This is a genomic window from Lysinibacillus telephonicus (assembly GCF_003966145.1).
Taxonomy (GTDB): Bacteria; Bacillota; Bacilli; order Bacillales_A; family Planococcaceae; genus Ureibacillus; species Ureibacillus telephonicus.
The window spans coordinates 83905-103315 of sequence record NZ_RXNR01000006.1; the positions used below are offsets into that span (position 1 = coordinate 83905).

Consider the following 19411-nt stretch of genomic DNA (forward strand, 5'->3'; position numbering starts at 1 on the left):
ATTATAGCACAAGAAGAGGTTAATGTCTTTTTCAGAATTTAACAATTCGACAATAAATTATTAATAATTGCTTTTTTATAATGAGCAAGGAGGCACAATCCGTATGAATAAAGCAAAAATCGTCATGTTTATTTTTGCAATAGCTGCAATTTTATCGATGATTTCAATCGGTTATGCAATTGCTGCTCAAACGATACTTGGCATCATCTTAGGAATAATCGCATTATGTGTAGTTATGATGATGGGATTCAAAATGAAGCGCAAGTTTCGTGAACAGGGATTATTATAAAAAGGAAAAAACTTTGCTTTTTAATTATATTTCCTCAAGAAAATATAAAAATGAATAATTAAAAGTACAAGCATCCTTTAGCTGCGCTTATAAATGCCACAACTTGCGCAATAATCTGCATAAATCTCCAAAACAAGCCTTTTTCCTTCCTTCATCGGAAGCGAGGACGCAATTTGAAGGTTTATAGACAACCTTCAAAGTATATATTAATTTTTTGTAAAAAATCCGCATGTAGCACTAAGAAAAGTATCTTCTTTGCTACAGCGGATTTTTTAAATTTCTTCAATATAATTATCTAATATAAGCTGATGTATGGATGGATTCGCAATAATGAACGTATCTTGGGATAGAAAATCAAAATGTTCTCCCTTTAGGTTTGTAGCTATTGCACCAACTTCTTTTGCAATCACTGTACCTCCCCCTATATCCCAAGGTGCTAATCTCATTGAAATATAAGCATCTAATTTTCCACTTACAACAAAAGCAATTTCCATAGCAGCTGACCCATAAGAACGGGTTCCTCTTACAGTATTTACTAAATCAATTATTTTTTCATGGTTTATTTTTTTATTCGGAGTGACCCAGCTAGCATTTATACCAATGACTGCTTCCTCAATATTCAATGGTTGTAATTTACGCAGCCGAGAGTCATTGTACCAAGCACCTTCACCTTCAATTGCATAAAATAAATCTTCCCGCATAACATCAAATATGTACCCGAGCTTTCCTATTCCGTCTACAAAAAATCCAATGGTAATCATAAAATGACGATGCTGTTTTACAAAATTCATCGTTCCGTCAATTGGATCAATAATCCATACTGGGCCATCAAGTGAATTTACATTCTCACCCATACCCTCTTCCCCTATTATTTTATGAGTGGGATCAAATGCTTTAATTTTTTCTATAAAAAACACTTCAGTTTGTCTGTCAATATTAGTTACTAGATCATTTGCTCCTGATTTTGTTTCAATAACAAGATCATATGAGAATGCATCCCGTATTCTTTTCCCAGCCTCAAATATCATTTCCTTTGCGAACTTATCAATTTGTTTAAAATCCAAATCCATTTCCCCACCTTCTTTAAGAAAAGCACAAGCTCCCAGCTCCTATCGCAACCACATTCGTTGCATAACGGCAGTGCTTAGCTAACTTCTAGGTAAACGCCACGTCCGAATTTATAGCCAACCATTTATCTACATCGAAAACGAAGCATCAGATGCATAACTAAACTTATATGAACCCAAAAGCTGATCATTAGAACACTACATCGCTTGTCCTGTCAGCTACTTGCACACCTTGTACGTCGGAATGCCCAAATCGGTAAGCTAATCCAGCATGTGATTGAGAGTGGCTGCGACCTGGAGGTACTGGGCGCTGAAGCTACACATTAATTTAAAACAAAAAACCCTTTTTCTAATTTTATAACAAAAATCACTTGCTGTCCGATATTGGAGCAAGTGATTTTTAAAATATTATGAAATTTTTAAACATAAGCGTGGAGACCATCTAATTCATCTTGAATTTCTTTGAGGCGTTTTTTACTTTTTTCCATTTCTTTTTCATCTTTCTCTTGCATTGCAGCGTATAAAGAAGCTAGTTCATAATCAAGTTCTAATCTTAAAATTTGTTCATATTGCTTTTCAATATCAACTTTACGTATAATTTTAATCATCTGTTTCATATTAAATCACTTCCCTTTCATTTTTTTTAAAAATTTTTGTCTCATGAATGGTTTGTTACAAAATTTTTCCCAAAAAACTGATAAAATAAACATGTAAAACAAAGATGGGGGCTGCAATAATGAACAAAGTTAAATGGACAAACAAAGACTTCGATGTGTTTGAAATAGAAGGTTTGGAACAACGAATGGATGCACTTTCAACAGTTGTTCGCCCGAAGTTTCAAATACTAGGCGAAAAATTTTCAAGCTATTTTAGTGCAAGAACTGGTAACGAGTTTTTTCCACATGTAGCTAAGCATGCTAGAAGAACAATCAATCCTCCTAAAGATTCATGGGTAGCGTTTGCTCCATATAAACGCGGGTATAAATCGCTTCCTCATTTTCAAATTGGACTTTGGAATACACATTTATTCATAATTGTTGCAATTATTTATGAAGCACCGCAGAAATCGCAAATGGCTGCACGATTATTGGATAATATAGATATCTTTAACCAATTGCCAGATGATTTTATTATTTCCGGTGATCATATGTCACAAGACGCAATTTCTTTAAAAATAGGGCGTGAAGAAATGCTCGAAAAGTTGCTTATTCGATTAAAAGACGTAAAAAAAGGTGAGTTTTTAGTTGGACGTCATATTTCTCGCGAAGAGGCTGTTAATCTTTCATCAGATCAGTTTCTACAACTTACAGAAGAAACTTTTGAAGCTCTCTTGCCCATTTATAATATTATTACGGGTAAATAAAGTAAAACTTCAATCTGCACAAGGATAAATTAACCTATATAGTAAAGTTGGCTCAAGCACAGCCAACTTTACTTTTTTTGTGTTGTATAATTAATATGCACAAAATACAACCAAACATTACATATTTCTACTGTTAATTTGTTGTTTTTTTTATTTTTATTTAATAATCATTATTGACAATTGAGGAAAATTGTTATTTCTATGATTGTTCATTTTGGTGGATTGTTTACTGACAGAAATTAAGTATTTTTAATAAAAAGAAGAAGGGCTGCTAAGAAAAATTTACTTCCCTGACAGCCCAATTCTTATTATTTGCGGTTTGAATTAATCTGAACAATTTGTCCATCTTCTAATTCTTTTGTTAACTTTACTACTTGATAACTAATATAGCCGCTTGCTTCTTCAAATTCTCGAAAGACACTTTTTTCTTCCGCTTGAGATGGAACAATTTGCTTAAAACGACGATATCTAGCTAACAAATCCTCTCGCTTAATTCCTTTTTCATAAGCTTGCTCTACACCTTCAAAAAATTTTATAACATCAATAATTTCTTCTGTAGACCAATCTGCTAAAATTGGATATGAATATTCCATGTTTAACCCTACCTTTTATATTAGTGACCCCATTTTAATCTTATTTCCTCAGCTTGTGCAACCATACGATTTATTAATTCCGCTACAGTTGGTACGTCATTTATCATTCCCGCAACTTGACCAGCCCATCCATATCCATTTAAATGATCTCCATCATAAATAAAATTTTTATTTGCTTCTCCACTAATATAATCTTTTAATGCTTCATATGTAGGAGATTCTTTTTCAATTTCTAAAATTTTATCTGTAAATTCATTTCGCAATACTCTTGCAGGTGCTCCTATAGAGCGTTTAATAATCGTAGTATCTGCTTCAGAACTATTTAATAGAGCTTCAATATATTCGTTTGATGCATGAACACATTCTTTTGTTGCAATAAAACGCGTGCCCATTTCTATTCCCTCAGCACCCAATGCGTGTGCCGCCATCCAGCCGCGTCCATCTCCAATTCCACCAGAAGCGATGACAGGTATCGATACACTATCCACAACTTGAGGTACAAGCACCATTGTTCCTACATCATCACGCCCTAAATGACCTCCACCCTCTTGACCTACAACCATTACAGCGTCAGCTCCAAGTTGTTCAGCTTTCTGCGCTTGTCGTCTAGCAGCTACTAAAACCAGTTTTTTAATTGTTGTCCCCTTAAGTAAATCAAAAAGAGGTGCAGGGTTGCCGCCTGTCATTGAAATAACGGGTACATTCTCCTCTATTGCCACTTTTACCATGTCCTCATAACCTTGACCATGATTTCCGATTGCAAAATTTACACCGAAAGGTTTATCTGTCTTTTCACGCACTTTATGAATTTCTGCACGCAACAAATCAGGTGATTTTAAACTCATAGCTGTAATTTGACCTAAGCCACCAGCATTGGATACTGCTGCTGCTAAATCCGAATATGCTAAGTAAGCCAATCCACCTTGTATTATTGGATATTTTATTTCTAATAGTTTTGTTACTCTAGTACCCCAATTCATAATTTTCCCCTCCAATTCATCATCTATTAATACTTTCGATATCCCAATAAAATTTCCTTCATTTTTATGTAGTCACAAGGTCTAATAGGTGCTATAATTCTTCTTGTTTTCAAAATTTAATAAAGTGAGGTGGTACCTGCGTTGTCACAATTAGAGACTCCATTGTTCGACGTATTACTTAAACACCGAAATAGACATCCAGTTCAGTTCCATATTCCCGGTCATAAAAAAGGACAAGGTATGGATCCAGCATTTCGTGAGTTCGTCGGCGACAACGTTTTATCAATTGATTTAATTAATATTGCTCCACTAGATGATTTACATTCACCAAAAGGCGCAATTAAAGAAGCACAAAGATTAGCAGCTGAAGCTTTTGGTGCTGACCATACATTTTTTTCCGTTCAAGGTACTAGTGGTGCGATCATGGCGATGATTTTAACGGTCGTCGGTCCAGGTGATAAAATATTGGTACCACGGAATGTTCATAAATCGACTATGTCTGCAATCGTTTTAGCTGGTGCTATTCCAATCTTTATTCACCCAGAGGTTGATGAAGAATATGGAATTGCACATGGAATTTCAGCAGAATCTGTTGAAAAAGCATTAAAAACATATCCAGATGCAAAAGCAATGCTTGTTATAAATCCAACTTATTTTGGTTTTGCAGCAGACTTAAAGCGAATTGTCGATATAGTTCATGCCCACAATATCCCTGTTATTGTTGATGAAGCCCATGGAGTTCACATTAAATTTCATGATGAGATGCCTATTTCAGCAATGGAGGCAGGAGCAGACATGGCTGCAACGAGTGTCCATAAACTCGGCGGTTCAATGACGGGAAGCTCTGTTTTAAATGTTCGGGAAGGTTTAGTTTCAGTAAACAGAGCTCAATCTGTTTTATCAATGTTAACGACAACTTCAACATCATATCCACTTTTAGCTTCATTAGACACGGCAAGACGTCAACTAGCAGTTCATGGATATGATTTAATAGATAATGCAATTCGACTTGCTAAGGATGCAAGAAAAAGAATTAATAAAATTCCACATTTAAAAGTTGCTGGAAGAGAAAAACTGCACTCATCTGCAACTTATGATATGGATCCTACAAAAATTCTTATAAGTGTAAAAGATTTAGGAATTACTGGTCATGAGGCTGAGGAGTGGCTGCGACATAATGCTAATATCGAAGTCGAGTTATCTGACCTATACAACATCCTATGCCTTGTTACATTAGGGGATACAAAGAAAGATATTAATTTACTAGTAAACGCGTTGCAAAGAATGTCTCAAGCATTTGAATCTGAGGCATTTGTAAAAGAAACAAATGTTAATATTCCTGATATTCCAGCTCTTGCGATGTCTCCTAGAGATGCGTTCTATGCAAGTACTGAAATTATTCCATTTGAAGAATCTGCTGGTTATATTTGTGCAGAATTCATTATGGTTTACCCACCAGGTATCCCAATTTTTATTCCCGGGGAAATAATAACTGAAGATAATATAGAATATATTAAAATGAACATTGATGCAGGATTACCTGTCCAAGGACCTGAAGATCGTTCATTAAAAACTGTTCGAGTAATTAAAGAACGCAAACCAATTTTTTAAGTGATTTTAAAAAGTACAATTCAGAGTGATCTGAATTGTACTTTTTTGTTTCTTGGTTGTTGTGTTCCATTCCAATTCTTTAAGAGAAGGTATCAGCAACAGGAGTAGGTACTTCTCCTCTTCATCTTAATCAGTAGATATTGCTTAAGTTTTAAAATCTATTAATTAGAAGTAGCAGATTTTTATATCGTTATCAAAACTATTTTAAATTTACTAAGACAAAACTATTATTCCTTTAGAAAAATAGATAGACAAATAACGGGCAAAGAATTGCTCCCATAACTGCGCTTACTCCCATTGAAAGAGAACCAATCGACAAATCTTTTTCACCGAAATCTTTTAGTTTCGAAATTCCGACACCGTGACTTGCACTTCCCATCGAAATACCTCGGCTAATTGGCGACTTTATCTTGCCTACTTTAAAAACTAAAGGTCCAAAGAGTGCACCAACGAAACCAGCAATCATTACAAGCACCGCAGTCAACGATGGTATGCCGCTTATCGTTTCACTAACTTGCATTGCTACTGGTGTTGTAATTGATTTTGGCAATGCAGTCAAAATAAAAGAATCTTTTATTTTAAAAATTTTCAGCATAGCAAAAATTGTTACTAGTCCACTTAACATAGCAACAAAAATACCGAGTATAATGGTATATTTATACTTCATAATTAATTTTCGTTGATTATACAAAGGGTAAGCAAGACCAACAACTGCTGGACCCAGTAAATGCTGCAGCCATTTTCCACCCTCCATATAGTCATCATAGGGTATATTTAATAAAAGCAATGCAATAATTAAAACAATTGTTGTGGTTACAATTGGCAATAAAAAGGAATAGCTATATTTTTTATGTAATTTACTCATTAATATAAACAAAACGACAGTACTAATGATGTAGATGACTGCTTTCAATGATTTTCCCCTCCTTCCCCTCTTTTTTTTCTTTCATTTTCAATTCCTTTTGCTCTATCTTTTGACTTATAATTCCTGCAAAATAAATTGTCATTAATGTACTTACAATGACAGACACTATTAAAATTAGCCCATTGATAGATAAAAGCTCTGGGTAATCTATTATTCCAAGCATTGCCGGTATAAAAAATAATGTCATTGAGCCAAGTAAAAGTCCCGCTCCATCTCGAATGTACTCTATTTTAATCCATTTCATTTGTAGACATCCTACTAATAAAAGCAGTCCAACAATGCTCGCAGGCAGTGGTAAATGTGTTAGATCGACTAAGAAAACTCCTACATAATAAAAGAAGTATAAAATACCTATTTGAGCAATAATACGGATGATTCTCATATAGTTAAGCAAAGATCTAATCTTTGCTATCTCACCTCCTTAATAAACGCTATTGTACGCCTATGACAAATAGCTGTCTATATTTCTTAGTGAAAAATTATATAAAAAAACTACTTAGTAATTTATTTTTTTACTAAGTAGTTTTCACTTTCTAATTTATCCAATCTTCAAAAAACATTATTCTTCCTCATTGACAATTACTTTTCTGCCCATAAACTTTAGAATAACTGGAATTAATACCCAAGCTATAGCAATAATTAAAAATACTAATGATAATGGCTTTGTCACGAAAATGCTCCAATCACCATTTGAAATCGTTAATGCACGACGCATATTATTTTCAATCATAGGACCTAAAACCAATGCTAAAACTAAAGGTGCTACGGGATAATCATTTTTTGATAATAAGTAACCGAATAAACCACATGCCAGCAACAAATACAAATCAAATGTAGTGTATTGAACAGCATAGACACCAAAAAATGAAATTGCAATAATGATTGGCAATAAATACTTTTTAGGTGTTTGAATAATTTTTGCAAATACTTTAACTAATGGCATGTTTAAAATTAATAAAACTAAATTTCCAATAAACATACTTGCAATTAGTCCCCATGCAATTTCAGGGTGATCGTCGAATAATAAAGGACCTGGCTGAACGTTGTACATGATGAGAGCTCCCATCAAAATAGCAGTCGTTCCAGATCCAGGGATTCCTAAAGTTAAAAGCGGAATCATAGCACCACCTGAAGCAGCATTATTTGCAGATTCTGGACCAGCAACACCTGCTATATTCCCTTTTCCAAATGAATCTGGGTTTTTACTAAACTTTTTTTCTGTAATATAAGAGAAAAATGACGCTAATGTAGCCCCTGCTCCCGGTAATACACCAATAAAAAATCCTAAGAGTGAACCACGGGTAATCGGTTTTGCACTATCCTTTAAATCTTGCTTTGTTGGTAATATGCGTTTAATCTTCGCAATTGGCTCTGCATCTGTATCATTTTCCAAAATAGTTTTGAAAACCTCCCCTAATGCAAATAATCCAACCGCTATTGTTAAAAATTCTAAACCACCATATAATACTGGCAGGTCATATGTAAAGCGAGCAATACCCGATACCGCATCAATTCCTATAGTTCCAAGCATTAAACCGAAAACAGTCATAATTAATGCCTTTGTTACAGACTTTCCTGCAAGACCACTTACAGCAGCCAGTCCAAGAAGCATTAAAGAAAAATATTCTGCAGGACCGAATTCTAACGCAATATTTGACAAAGGTTCAGCTAATAAAACTAGACCAATTAACGAAACAATCCCCGCTATAAACGAACCAATCGCTGCTATCGATAGAGCAGCTCCAGCTCGGCCTTGCTGAGCCATTTGGTAACCATCTAACGCTGTTACAACTGAAGAGGATTCTCCAGGAGTGTTTAATAAAATCGAAGTAGTAGAACCGCCGTACATAGCTCCATAGTATACACCAGCCAATAGAATGATAGAGCTAGCAGCAGCAGCATCAGTCGGCATACCAGATGTTAAAGTTGCTGTAACTGGAATCAGTAATGCCACCCCACTCATCGGCCCAATTCCAGGCAGTACTCCAACGGCTGTTCCAATGATTACACCTACTAAAGCAAACAAAAGATTATGCCATTGTAGTGCAACAGTAAAGCCATCTAATAAAAATTTAATTGTATCCATTTATTAGACACCCCCTCAGTTTAAAATAAAGAAAATCTCGGTAAAGCTCCTCCAAGTAAATTGACGTACATTGCATATACACCGTAGGAGAAAATAGCTGAAATAATTAACGTTTGGATAACTCTCCCCTTTTCCATAACTTGGAATGCGACTACTAAAAAGATAAATGTTGATATAACATAGCCTATTATTTCTAGTAAAAGAACATAGACAATTGCAGAAATAAAGATGATAGCAAATTTCTTATAATCCAATTTCATTGTTTCTTTTTTGTCAGAGGCTTGCTTAAATGCTTCATATAATAAACGTAAACTTAAAATTCCTAACACAATCCCTAAAATTAAAGGATAAATCTTCGGTCCAACAACTGATCCGTATGCACTTCCTGAAATTTTCAAGCTCTCGGAAATAAACAAAATGCTAATTAATAGAAATATAATGCCTGATATTTTATCGAAAGATTTTATCATCCGTTTGTACACCTCCATCAGTTAAAAAGGGCAACTTTATCACGTTGCCCTTTTCCCGGCATTATTTGTGCATATCAAGAGCTTTTAATAATTCACTTATAACTGCTTCCTGTTCTTCTAAAAATGCAGTAAACTCTTCAGCATTACGGTATTCATGCTGCCAGCCGTTTCGCTCAAGTTCTGCTTTCCATTCATCTGTTTCTGCCATTTCAGACAATTTTGTTGTCCAATATTCAAACGCTTCATCAGACATATTTTTCGGTCCAAATAGGCCGCGCCAAATAGTGAACTCTGCATCAAGACCAAGTTCTTTGAACGTAGGAACATCTTCTAAAGCTCCTGTTAGACGTTCAGTAGAACTTACCGCCAAAACTTTTACATCGCCTGATTTAACGTACTCACCAATGGCTGATGCATCTGTAGCAATTACGTCTGCATTGCCTCCTAATAAAGCTGCAATTGCCTCACCGCCACCGTCATATGACACATACTTCACTTGTTTTGGATCAATGCCATATGCATAAGCTGGTAATACACCAACTAAATGATCCATTGAACCAGGAGCTGATCCTCCTGCCAATGTCAATGAGCTTGGATCTGCTTTTATTGCATCTAAAAGTTCAGTTAAGTTGTTATATGGTGAATCCGCTTTCACTACAATAGCACCGTAATCTCGAGTTAATTGTGCAAGTGGCTTAGTATCTTTATAACCATATGGGCTATTACCCTCTGCTTTTAAATTATTAATAAGAATTGGTGGTGATTTTGCCATTAACATATAATCATTATCTGCTTCTTTAGTAGCGTATTCAGCCATAAATACAGCACCACCGCCGCCAGCACGATTTTCAACTGTAATCGCTTTCTCAACTAAACCTGTTTCTGACATAATTTTTGCAACAGAACGGGCTGTTAAATCCCATCCACCACCTGCTCCAGATGGTGCAACGATTATAATATTGCTTTCTGGATAATTTGATGAGCTTTCTCCACTGGCACCAGTTTCTGACGTATTACTATTACATGCTGCCAACATTATGGACAGCATCACCGTCATACCAAGGATTAATAATTTCTTCTTCATAAGACTCCCCCTTTGCTATACACCGTGTTTTAAATACTGATGTATAACAATAAGTTAATGAAAGCGCATACTAAATACAATAAAAGTAAAATAAAAGGTATTATTTCTATTAATTTGCATTTTGTTCATTTTGTTCACGATTCTTTAAAACGCTGCAATGATATAACACGATAAAATAACCACCAAGAGTTTGAATCATGAAGGAAAAGGAATGAAGTTATTGAGCGGTTGTTTTTATGAATGTTTATAAAGAAAAAAATCCGCCCATTCAAAATGAGCAGATTTTTATCAACTAATATACAAATTGAAGTTGTAGAAAGAGAAAAATAAAGACGCCTTTTCGTTTTACACATTACGACTTTGAAAGGATATATCTTCTCTCAGGTCTTCCAACTGTTCCATATATTAAATCTGTATATACTTTATTTTCAGAAACTAAGTGTTCTAAGTATCTTCTTGCAGTGGATCGGCTCATCCCCAAGTCTTTGCCCAATGCTTCAGCTGTTGTTCCTTCAGGATAATTTATTAAATAATCATAAACCTTGCTTCTTGTAATCGCGTCAATCCCTTTTGGTGTAAATTCATTCATTAGCATCTCTTTTGAGGAAGCCCAAATTTCTTTAATTTCATGCTCTTCAAGATGAGTACTTTTTTCTAGAAGTTTTCTTTTCGAACGGTATGTTTCTAAGCTTTCCTTAAACCTTTCAAATGTAAGTGGTTTCAATAAATAATCAATAACACCACCACGAAATGCTTTCTTTAATATTTCTGTTTCTGATGCAGCAGTAATAAAAATTATATCTGAATTAGGGCTATTAGTTTTTATATATTCCAACACTTCTGTCCCTAATTTATCTGGAAAGTAAACATCTAATAAAACTAAGTGCGGCTTAAATGAATCAATCCATTCGTATGCTTCTTCTGCATTAAATGCAACTCCAATATTTTTAAACCCCTCTATTTTCTCAATAAATTTTTGATGAATTTTTGCAATTCTTTTATCATCCTCAACAATTAAAACTTCTATAACATCAGTCATGATTAATCCCCCTTTTTGAAATCACGATGATAAATAGTGCTCCCCCTAAATCACCATTTTCTGTATAGATTTCTCCACCAAGTTCTTTCACGTTTTCTTTTACTTTTAATAATCCAAACCCATGTTGCTCAACAGTTTTACTTTTAGTAGTAATTCTTGTTTGGAAAAGTGATTCCTTAATTTCATCCCCGATGCCTGCACCACTATCTTCAACTTCAATTAAAAGCTCTTTTCCATTGTCTAAAATTAATATCCGTACAATTCGGTCCTGCTCTTGAAGATGTTCAACTGCTTCAAATGCATTCGTAACTAAGTTGCCTAAAATTGAAACGAAAAGATGCTTTTGAATGTTTTTTGGTAAACGTTCAAGTCTACTGTCTTCATCTATTATTAATTTAACTTTTAACTCTTTCGCTCTATTAAAAAATCCAATTAATATACCGCTAATTAGTGGGTCTTTTAAGTGTTCTGAAATAAAATGAATTAAACTGCCTTGCTCTTCTCGTTCCGTATGTATTAAGTCAAGAGCCTCATCATAATCTTTTAATTGTATTAACCCTGATAATGTATATAAAAAATTATTATATTCATGTGTTTGAGCGCGTAATGCTTCCGAATATTTCTTTACTTGTGATAGTTCTAATGCCAATCGATCAATTTCAGATTGCAGACGAAAACTCGAAACTGCCCCAACCACTTTTTCTCCATTCATAATAGGAATTCGGTTAACAATTGTTTTTTGACCGCCAATTTCCATTGGACGGTCTAGATGACGTTCCCCAGTAGACAATACCTCAAACATATGAGAATTTGGTATTACCTCTCGAATGTCTCTCCCAATTAATTGAGCATCTTCGTTAAGCGAAAGCGTTTTATATACTGCTGAATTTGCTACCGTAATAACCCCATCTTGATCGACCATAATAATTCCTTCTCGGACAGATTCTATCAGTGCATTTTGTTGTTTTAACAATTCAGCAATTTCTATCGGCTCATAATTTAAAAGCTCTTTTTTTATTCGTGTTGATAGTAGACTAGAAAAGATAATTCCTATGATTATACCAAAAATTACAATTAAGACAATATTATCTAAATATTTTAAAAAGATTGTATTTACATCTGTCTTTAAATACCCAACAGACACTACACCAATTATTTGTCCATCATAGCCGAATACTGGGGCTTTTCCCCTAATCGCTGGTCCAAGAGTTCCGGTAGCTTCAGATATATATGATATTCCTCTTATTAAAGCACCTTCATTATCATCTCCTACCATAGCCTGTCCAATTCGCTCTTCTACAGGGTGAGCATAACGTATCCCATTCTCATCACCAATTACTACGTATTCAGAATCCGTTTCAATACGTATCTCTTCAGCAATTGGCTGTAGTACATCTGAAGGATTGTCAGCATAAAATCCCTCAATAATATCAGGACGGTTTGCTGTTGTTTCGGCAATTTGCAGTGCCTTTAATCCAATTTCATCCTTTATTGCACTGGATAATATAAAATAAAATGATATTCCAGTTGCTATTGTAATTATTAGAATAATTAATATATTATAAATAAACATTTTCGACTGCATCGAATGAAGTCTCATCAAATCCCCCAACAAAAGGTACTAATTTTCTTAATATTATAATAAATATTTTATCAATAATGTAGATTTCTTAATAAATTTACTTAAAGAAGTATTAATTTAATAAACGAAAATCTATTCATTTTTAGAATTAATGAAGCACTAAATCATACAATAAAAAAAGAGTGTAGACAAAGGCATTTCTGACTTTATCTACACTCTGGCTTTCTTAACCTAAGTTAGAGCAGCATCTTTTATTATTTTGAAATAATATGGATTGGGTTGCCTAGTAATACTTCAGCAGTTTCCATTGTAATTTCACCTAATGTTGGGTGAGGGTGAATTGTTAAAGAAACATCCTCTGCAGTCATACCGCCTTCGATTGCTAAACATAATTCAGAAATCATATCAGAAGCACCTGTACCAACGATTTGTGCACCTACTAATAAGCCATCCTCTTTGCGAGCAACTAGTTTAACAAAGCCTTCAGTTTGGTTTAATGCAAGAGCACGGCCATTAGCTGCAAATGGGAATTTAGCAACGCTAACTTCTAAACCTTCAGCTTTTGCTTGTTCTTCACTGTATCCTACAGTTGCCATTTCTGGATCTGTGAAACATACTGCTGGAATTGCTAAATAGTCAACGACAGATTTTTCTCCAGCGATAGCTTCGGCAGCAACTTTACCTTCGTAAGAAGCTTTATGCGCAAGTTGTGGTCCACCTACGATATCACCAATTGCATAAATATTTGGAATGCTTGTGCGGCATTGTTTATCAACTTTTAATAAACCGCGTTCTTCAAACTCAACACCAATTTGTTCTAGGCCAAGCTCATCCGTGTTTGGACGACGACCTACAGTTACTAATACATAGTCAGCTTCAACTTTTTTCTCTTCTCCACCAACTTCATACGTAACAACTACGCCTGTATCACTTTCTTCAACACCTTTAGCAGATGCGTTTACTTCGATAGTAACACCTTTTTTCTTAAGGCCTTTTTTCACGATTTGCGTCATTTGTTTTTCGAAACCAGCTAAAATATCTTTGCCGCCTTCGATAATCGTTACTTCAGATCCAAAGTTAGCGAATGCAGAACCTAATTCGGTACCGATATAACCGCCGCCAATTACAACTAACTTTCCTGGTAATTCTTTTAAGTTAAGAGCACCAGTTGAGTTAAGTACACGGTTTGAGAATTTGAATGTTGGAATTTCAACAGGACGAGAACCTGTTGCTAAAATAGCATTTTTAAATGTATATGTTTGAGCTGAATCTCCGTCAATAACACGTACTGTGTTTGCATCTACGAAGTAAGCTTCACCTTTAACAATTTGAACGTTGTTGCCTTTTAAAAGACCTTCAACGCCTCCTGTTAATTTATTAACAACACTGTTTTTAAAAGCTTGAACTTTTTCAAAATCAAGCTTTACTTCAGAAGCAATTACTCCCATATCTTCTGAATGTTTTGCGTGCTCAAAACGGTGACCTACTGAAATCAATGCTTTTGAAGGAATACATCCAACGTTTAAGCAAACGCCACCTAATACATCTTTTTCTACAATTGTTACTTTTTGACCAGTTTGAGCTGCGCGGATTGCCGCAACATAGCCACCAGGGCCAGCCCCAACTACTAAAGTATCAATTTCAATTGCGAAATCTCCAACTACCATTTTTTACGCCTCCATTAATAAAAGTTCCGGGTCACTTAGCAAACGTTTTAAATGATTTAAAGCATATTGCGCTGTGGCACCGTCGATCATGCGATGATCAAAGCTCAATGATAATGCTAACACAGGTGCGGCTACAATTTCACCATTTTTTATTATTGGTTTCTCAGAAATTCTTCCGATTCCTAAAATTGCCACCTCAGGATGGTTTATAACTGGCGTAAACCATTGACCTCCAGCTGAACCAATATTGGTAATTGAGCAAGAAGCACCTTTCATTTCATTAGGTGTTAATTTTCCATCACGAGCCTTTGTTGCTAATTCATTAATTTCAGCAGAAATGTTGAAAATTGATTTGCGATCCGCATGTTTTACTACAGGAACGAGCAAACCTTTTTCAGTATCTGCTGCAATTCCTATATTATAATAGTGTTTTTGAATAATTTCACTTGTTTCGTCATCAAATGAACGATTAAATTCAGGGAATTCACGTAATGTAGAAACTAATGCCTTAACTACATACGGAAGATATGTTAATTTAACACCTTTCTCTTGTGCGATATCCTTGAATTTTTTACGGTGTGCTACTAAATTCGTTACGTCCACTTCATCCATAAAAGTAACATGAGGAGCAGTGTGTTTAGAATGTACCATTGCTTTTGCAATCGCTTTGCGAATTCCTGACATTTTCTCACGCGTTTCAGGGAATTCTCCTTCAAGATTTACAGGGACGTTTACAGCTGTAGTCTCTGCTTTTGCCTCAGTTACATTTGCCTCTTTGGCATTAATCGATGCAGCAGATGGAGTAGCTGTGTCGCCCTTCAAGAAGTTTTCGATATCTTCTTTTAAGATACGTCCATTTTTCCCAGTCCCATTAACAAGCTGAATATCGACACCTTGGTTTCTTGCAAATTTTCGAACTGAAGGCATTGCAATTACGCGTTTAGTTGATGTAGCTTCAACAATTTCAACGTTTTTCGAAGGTGCAGCTTCAGAATCACCTTGAACAGGCGCCTTTTCTACTGGACTACCGTCTTCAGCTGTTGCTTGAACTTGCGCACTCGTAGTTGCAGTAGATTGTTCTTCTTGGTGATGATCATCACCTTTAAACTGAAGATTTTCATAACCAGGAGCATCGATTCGGATGATGACATCTCCTACTACTGCTACAGAACCTTCTTCTACGACAATTTCCTCAATTGTCCCTTCAACTGGTGAAGGCATTTCAACAACTGCTTTATCATTTTGAATCTCACAAAGTACATCATCTTCTTGAATTTTATCGCCCGGTTTAACGAACCATTTTACGATTTCGCCTTCATGTATACCTTCTCCAATGTCTGGCATGCGGAATTCAAACGCCATATATTTCACCCTTTCCGTACTTGCAAATGATTAGAATGTTAGAACTTTTTTCGCTGTTTCTAAAATATCCTTATAGTTTGGCAACCAGATGTTTTCCGCTTGTGGGAATGGATATACAGTATCAGGAGCTGCCACACGTAAAACAGGTGCTTCCAAACTTAAAATTGCACGTTCTGTAATTTCAGATACAACGTTTGCTGCAATACCAGCTTGTTTTTGTGCTTCTTGAACAACAATTGCACGATTCGTTTTTTCAACAGAAGCAATGATAGTTTCGATATCAAGAGGTTGAACTGTTCGTAAATCTACCACTTCTACCGAATATCCTTCTTTTTCTAATTCTTCTGCTGCTTTTAAGCTTTCATGTACCATTAAGCCATATGCAAAAATCGATAAGTCCTTGCCTTCTCGTTTTACATCTGCTTTGCCTAAAGGAATTGTATAAGCTTCTTCAGGAACTTCTTCACGAATTGAGCGATAAAGTTTTAAATGCTCTAAGAATACAACAGGATCATTATCCCGGATAGATGAAATTAATAAACCTTTTGCATCATATGGAGTAGAAGGAATTACTACTTTTAAGCCAGGTTGCTGGGCCATTAAACCTTCTAAACTATCAGAGTGCATTTCTGGTGTATGAACTCCACCACCAAACGGAGAGCGGATTGTAACTGGCATACTATAAGTATTGCCTGTACGGTAGCGATAACGAGCTAATTGTCCACTAATAGAATCCATTACTTCATATACAAAGCCGAAGAATTGAATTTCAGGAACTGGGCGAAAACCAGTTAACGATAAACCTACTGCTAAACCACCAATTCCAGATTCAGCTAGAGGTGTATCAAAAACACGATCTACACCAAATTCATTTTGAAGACCTTCCGTAGCACGGAAAACCCCACCGTTTACGCCGACGTCTTCACCGAACACTAAAACATTTTCATCATTTTTTAGTTCACAACGAAGCGCATCAGTAATTGCTTGAACCATAGTCATTTGTGCCATAGGTTATTTCGACTCCTTCTCTTTGTAGATTTCATATTGCTCTTGTAGATTAACAGGCATTTCTTCGTACATATTTGAAATAAGGTCCGTTACCTTTTGTTTTGGTGTTTCATCAGCTTGTTTAATTGCTGCTTTAATTTCTTCTTTTGCACGTTCAATTACTTCATTTTCTTTTTGTTCAGACCATAATCCTTTACCTTCTAAGTAAATACGGAAGCGTACGATTGGGTCTTTAGCTGCCCATTCATTATCAATGTCGGAAGTACGGTAACGTGTTGGATCATCACCAGACATTGTATGAGGTCCATAACGGTAACACATTGTTTCGATTAATGATGGACCTTCTCCATTTACTGCACGTTGTCTTGCATCACGTGTTGCAACATATACTGCTAACGGATCCATACCGTCTACTAGAATACTTGGAATACCTGCAGCGATACCTTTTTGAGCAATTGTTTTTGCTGCTGTTTGCACTTCACGTGGTGTTGAAATTGCGTACTGGTTATTTTGTACGATAAAGATTGCAGGTGATTTTTGAGCTCCTGCAAAGTTGATTCCTTCATAGAAGTCCCCTTGTGAAGAACCACCGTCACCTGTATACGTGATGGCTACAGTTTTTGAACAACGTTTTTTTAGACCTAGCGCAACTCCAGCAGTTTGCACATATTGAGCACCAATGATAATTTGCGGAGGTACAACATTAACTCCCTCAGGAATTTGATTTCCTACAAAATGTCCACGGCTGAATAAAAATGCCTTCCACAAAGGCAGACCGTGCCAAACAATTTGTGGTACATCACGATAGCCTGGTAAAATCCAATCATCTTTTTCTAATGCAAAATGTGAAGCTAATTGAGAAGCTTCTTGACCAGCTGTCGGTGCATAGAAACCAAGTCTACCTTGACGATTAAGCGAAATTGAACGTTGATCTAAAATTCTTGTATATACCATTCTTGTCATTAGTTCAACTAACTCTTCATCAGATAGTTTCGGATCTGCTTCCTCATTAACAATTTTTCCTTCTTCATTTAGAATTTGAAACATTTGGAATTGATCTTCAATTTCTTGCAAAGTAGTTTTCGGATCAAATTGTTTTGAAATTTTTTCTCCCATATAGCACCTCTCCTTAATTTCTGTATTAAAAATTTTTATAAAAAAATTAGTACAACAACTTGTTAGATAGAGTATATAAAAATAAATCCAATCGGTCAATCATAGAATACTGTTTAAATTACACTTTTTTTCTCGAAAAAATAAAAAAACCATTTCTTTCATCTGTTATATAGTAATATTCAAACTGTATTATAACAATAATATCCCCTACTTTATTTGTATAACATTTCATCTACCCATCCCCTTTTGTTGCCAAACTACATATACTAATGCGACTAAACTTTTTCATAAGCAAAAATGGATTATGTGTGATATTTTAAATAGAGAATAGATTCTTTTTATGTATACTTAAATACATAAGTAGATTTAGTTTCGAAAGGAAGTTTAAATATGATTTTAATGAAAGATATTGTTCGCGAGGGTCATCCAGCTTTGCGAACAAGAGCACAAGAAGTTACATTCCCGTTATCTGAAGAGGATCGCAAACTCGCTTCTGATATGCTGGAGTATTTAATTAATAGCCAAGATCCAGAAATAGCTGAAAAATACGGTCTTCGTTCTGGTATAGGTTTAGCTGCCAATCAAGTAAATTCTTTAAAAAGAATGTTTGCATTGCATCTAGAGGATGACAAGGGTGAACTCTTAAGTTTCGTAGCTGTTAATCCTAAAATTGTTAGCCATTCTGTTGAAAAAACATATATTCCATCAGGTGAAGGCTGCCTTTCAGTAGATCGTCAAGTACCTGGTTACGTACCACGATACGCAAGAATAACAGCAAAATTTTTCACAATTGATGGTGAAGAAAAAAAATTACGTTTAAAAGGATTACCAGCTATCGCCTTTCAACATGAATTAGACCATCTAAACGGTGTAATGTTTTACGATCACATAAATAAGGAAAACCCATTCGCTGAAATACCGGATTCCTGTCCATTAGAACGCGAATAAAAATAAAAGACGGACGTCCAAAAATCCTTTTAGACACAAGCGCTTTGCTTCTAAGGTGGTTACCCATCCTCGTCACAATTGCGACGAAAGCTTCAGCGACAATCGAGTAGGAGGGAGTGATTAACTCCCGACCTCTCACACCACCGTACGTACGGTTCCGTATACGGCGGTTCAATTAAGATGAATAACGCAAAGTTTCGTAACGAACTTTCAGACTTTTC

The 19411-nt window shown here is 35.4% G+C and carries 19 protein-coding genes; 4 read left to right on the plus strand and 15 right to left on the minus strand.

The window, feature by feature from the left end; all coding sequences use genetic code 11:
* The first annotated feature begins 103 nt into the window (after positions 1-103).
* Entirely contained in the window at positions 104-289 is a 186-nt protein-coding gene (locus tag EKG35_RS03400) for a DUF5325 family protein (protein ID WP_126292915.1), read from the plus strand.
* A 272-nt stretch (positions 290-561) separates the two neighbouring features.
* Here EKG35_RS03400 and EKG35_RS03405 read toward each other — a convergent pair whose 3' ends face one another.
* The gene (locus EKG35_RS03405; RefSeq protein WP_126292936.1) at positions 562-1353 is read right to left on the minus strand and encodes an inositol monophosphatase family protein; all 792 of its coding nucleotides are present in this window, start codon (positions 1351-1353) and stop codon (positions 562-564) included.
* A gap of 422 nt (positions 1354-1775) precedes the next feature.
* Positions 1776-1973 carry a hypothetical protein gene (locus EKG35_RS03410; RefSeq protein WP_126292916.1) on the minus strand — a complete coding sequence of 66 codons (198 nt, stop codon included), beginning with the start codon at positions 1971-1973 and terminating at the stop codon, positions 1776-1778.
* A 119-nt stretch (positions 1974-2092) separates the two neighbouring features.
* On the opposite strand from EKG35_RS03410, the gene EKG35_RS03415 reads away from it, so the two are divergent.
* Entirely contained in the window at positions 2093-2719 is a 627-nt protein-coding gene (locus EKG35_RS03415; RefSeq protein WP_126292917.1) for a YktB family protein, read from the plus strand.
* A 308-nt stretch (positions 2720-3027) separates the two neighbouring features.
* Here the strand turns inward: EKG35_RS03415 and EKG35_RS03420 are convergent, their stop codons facing one another.
* Both EKG35_RS03420 and EKG35_RS03425 read right to left on the minus strand, forming a co-directional pair.
* The gene (locus EKG35_RS03420; protein WP_126292918.1) at positions 3028-3312 is read right to left on the minus strand and encodes a UPF0223 family protein; all 285 of its coding nucleotides are present in this window, start codon (positions 3310-3312) and stop codon (positions 3028-3030) included.
* A 20-nt stretch (positions 3313-3332) separates the two neighbouring features.
* Positions 3333-4292, minus strand: coding sequence for an NAD(P)H-dependent flavin oxidoreductase (locus EKG35_RS03425; RefSeq protein ID WP_126292919.1), 960 nt, complete (start codon positions 4290-4292; stop codon positions 3333-3335).
* Positions 4293-4433: 141 nt separating this feature from the next.
* Here EKG35_RS03425 and EKG35_RS03430 point away from each other — a divergent pair, with 141 nt between their 5' ends.
* Positions 4434-5903, plus strand: coding sequence for an aminotransferase class I/II-fold pyridoxal phosphate-dependent enzyme (locus tag EKG35_RS03430; RefSeq protein ID WP_126292920.1), 1470 nt, complete (start codon positions 4434-4436; stop codon positions 5901-5903).
* Between the two features lie 235 nt (positions 5904-6138).
* Here EKG35_RS03430 and EKG35_RS03435 read toward each other — a convergent pair whose 3' ends face one another.
* The 11 genes from EKG35_RS03435 to pdhA form a co-directional block, all read right to left on the minus strand.
* Positions 6139-6816, minus strand: coding sequence for an LrgB family protein (locus EKG35_RS03435; protein WP_126292921.1), 678 nt, complete (start codon positions 6814-6816; stop codon positions 6139-6141).
* Positions 6791-7210, minus strand: a complete 420-nt coding sequence (locus tag EKG35_RS03440; RefSeq protein WP_126292922.1) for a CidA/LrgA family protein — start codon at positions 7208-7210, stop codon at positions 6791-6793. The genes EKG35_RS03435 and EKG35_RS03440 overlap by 26 nt, the downstream gene beginning before the upstream one ends.
* A gap of 177 nt (positions 7211-7387) precedes the next feature.
* On the minus strand, positions 7388-8914 hold the full coding sequence (locus EKG35_RS03445; protein WP_126292923.1) for a tripartite tricarboxylate transporter permease: 1527 nt from the start codon (positions 8912-8914) through the stop codon (positions 7388-7390).
* A 20-nt stretch (positions 8915-8934) separates the two neighbouring features.
* Positions 8935-9384 carry a tripartite tricarboxylate transporter TctB family protein gene (locus EKG35_RS03450; RefSeq protein WP_126292924.1) on the minus strand — a complete coding sequence of 150 codons (450 nt, stop codon included), beginning with the start codon at positions 9382-9384 and terminating at the stop codon, positions 8935-8937.
* Positions 9385-9445: 61 nt separating this feature from the next.
* Positions 9446-10468: a tripartite tricarboxylate transporter substrate binding protein gene (locus tag EKG35_RS03455; RefSeq protein WP_126292925.1), complete on the minus strand. Its 1023-nt coding sequence runs from the start codon at positions 10466-10468 to the stop codon at positions 9446-9448.
* 352 nt (positions 10469-10820) lie between these two features.
* The gene (locus tag EKG35_RS03460) at positions 10821-11507 is read right to left on the minus strand and encodes a response regulator (protein ID WP_126292926.1); all 687 of its coding nucleotides are present in this window, start codon (positions 11505-11507) and stop codon (positions 10821-10823) included.
* Positions 11500-13107, minus strand: a complete 1608-nt coding sequence (locus EKG35_RS03465; protein WP_126292927.1) for an ATP-binding protein — start codon at positions 13105-13107, stop codon at positions 11500-11502. Before EKG35_RS03465 ends, EKG35_RS03460 begins: the two co-directional genes overlap by 8 nt.
* Before the next feature lie 236 nt (positions 13108-13343).
* A complete protein-coding gene (gene lpdA, locus EKG35_RS03470) occupies positions 13344-14756 on the minus strand; it encodes a dihydrolipoyl dehydrogenase (protein ID WP_126292928.1) in 1413 nt (470 codons plus the stop codon).
* Between the two features lie 3 nt (positions 14757-14759).
* The gene (locus EKG35_RS03475) at positions 14760-16118 is read right to left on the minus strand and encodes a dihydrolipoamide acetyltransferase family protein (RefSeq protein WP_126292929.1); all 1359 of its coding nucleotides are present in this window, start codon (positions 16116-16118) and stop codon (positions 14760-14762) included.
* 30 nt (positions 16119-16148) lie between these two features.
* On the minus strand, positions 16149-17126 hold the full coding sequence (locus EKG35_RS03480; RefSeq protein WP_126292930.1) for an alpha-ketoacid dehydrogenase subunit beta: 978 nt from the start codon (positions 17124-17126) through the stop codon (positions 16149-16151).
* Positions 17127-17129: 3 nt separating this feature from the next.
* The gene (gene pdhA, locus EKG35_RS03485) at positions 17130-18242 is read right to left on the minus strand and encodes a pyruvate dehydrogenase (acetyl-transferring) E1 component subunit alpha (protein WP_126292931.1); all 1113 of its coding nucleotides are present in this window, start codon (positions 18240-18242) and stop codon (positions 17130-17132) included.
* Between the two features lie 390 nt (positions 18243-18632).
* Between pdhA and def the strand changes: the two genes are divergently transcribed.
* Positions 18633-19190 carry a peptide deformylase gene (gene def / locus EKG35_RS03490; protein ID WP_126292932.1) on the plus strand — a complete coding sequence of 186 codons (558 nt, stop codon included), beginning with the start codon at positions 18633-18635 and terminating at the stop codon, positions 19188-19190.
* Positions 19191-19411 lie beyond the last annotated feature (221 nt).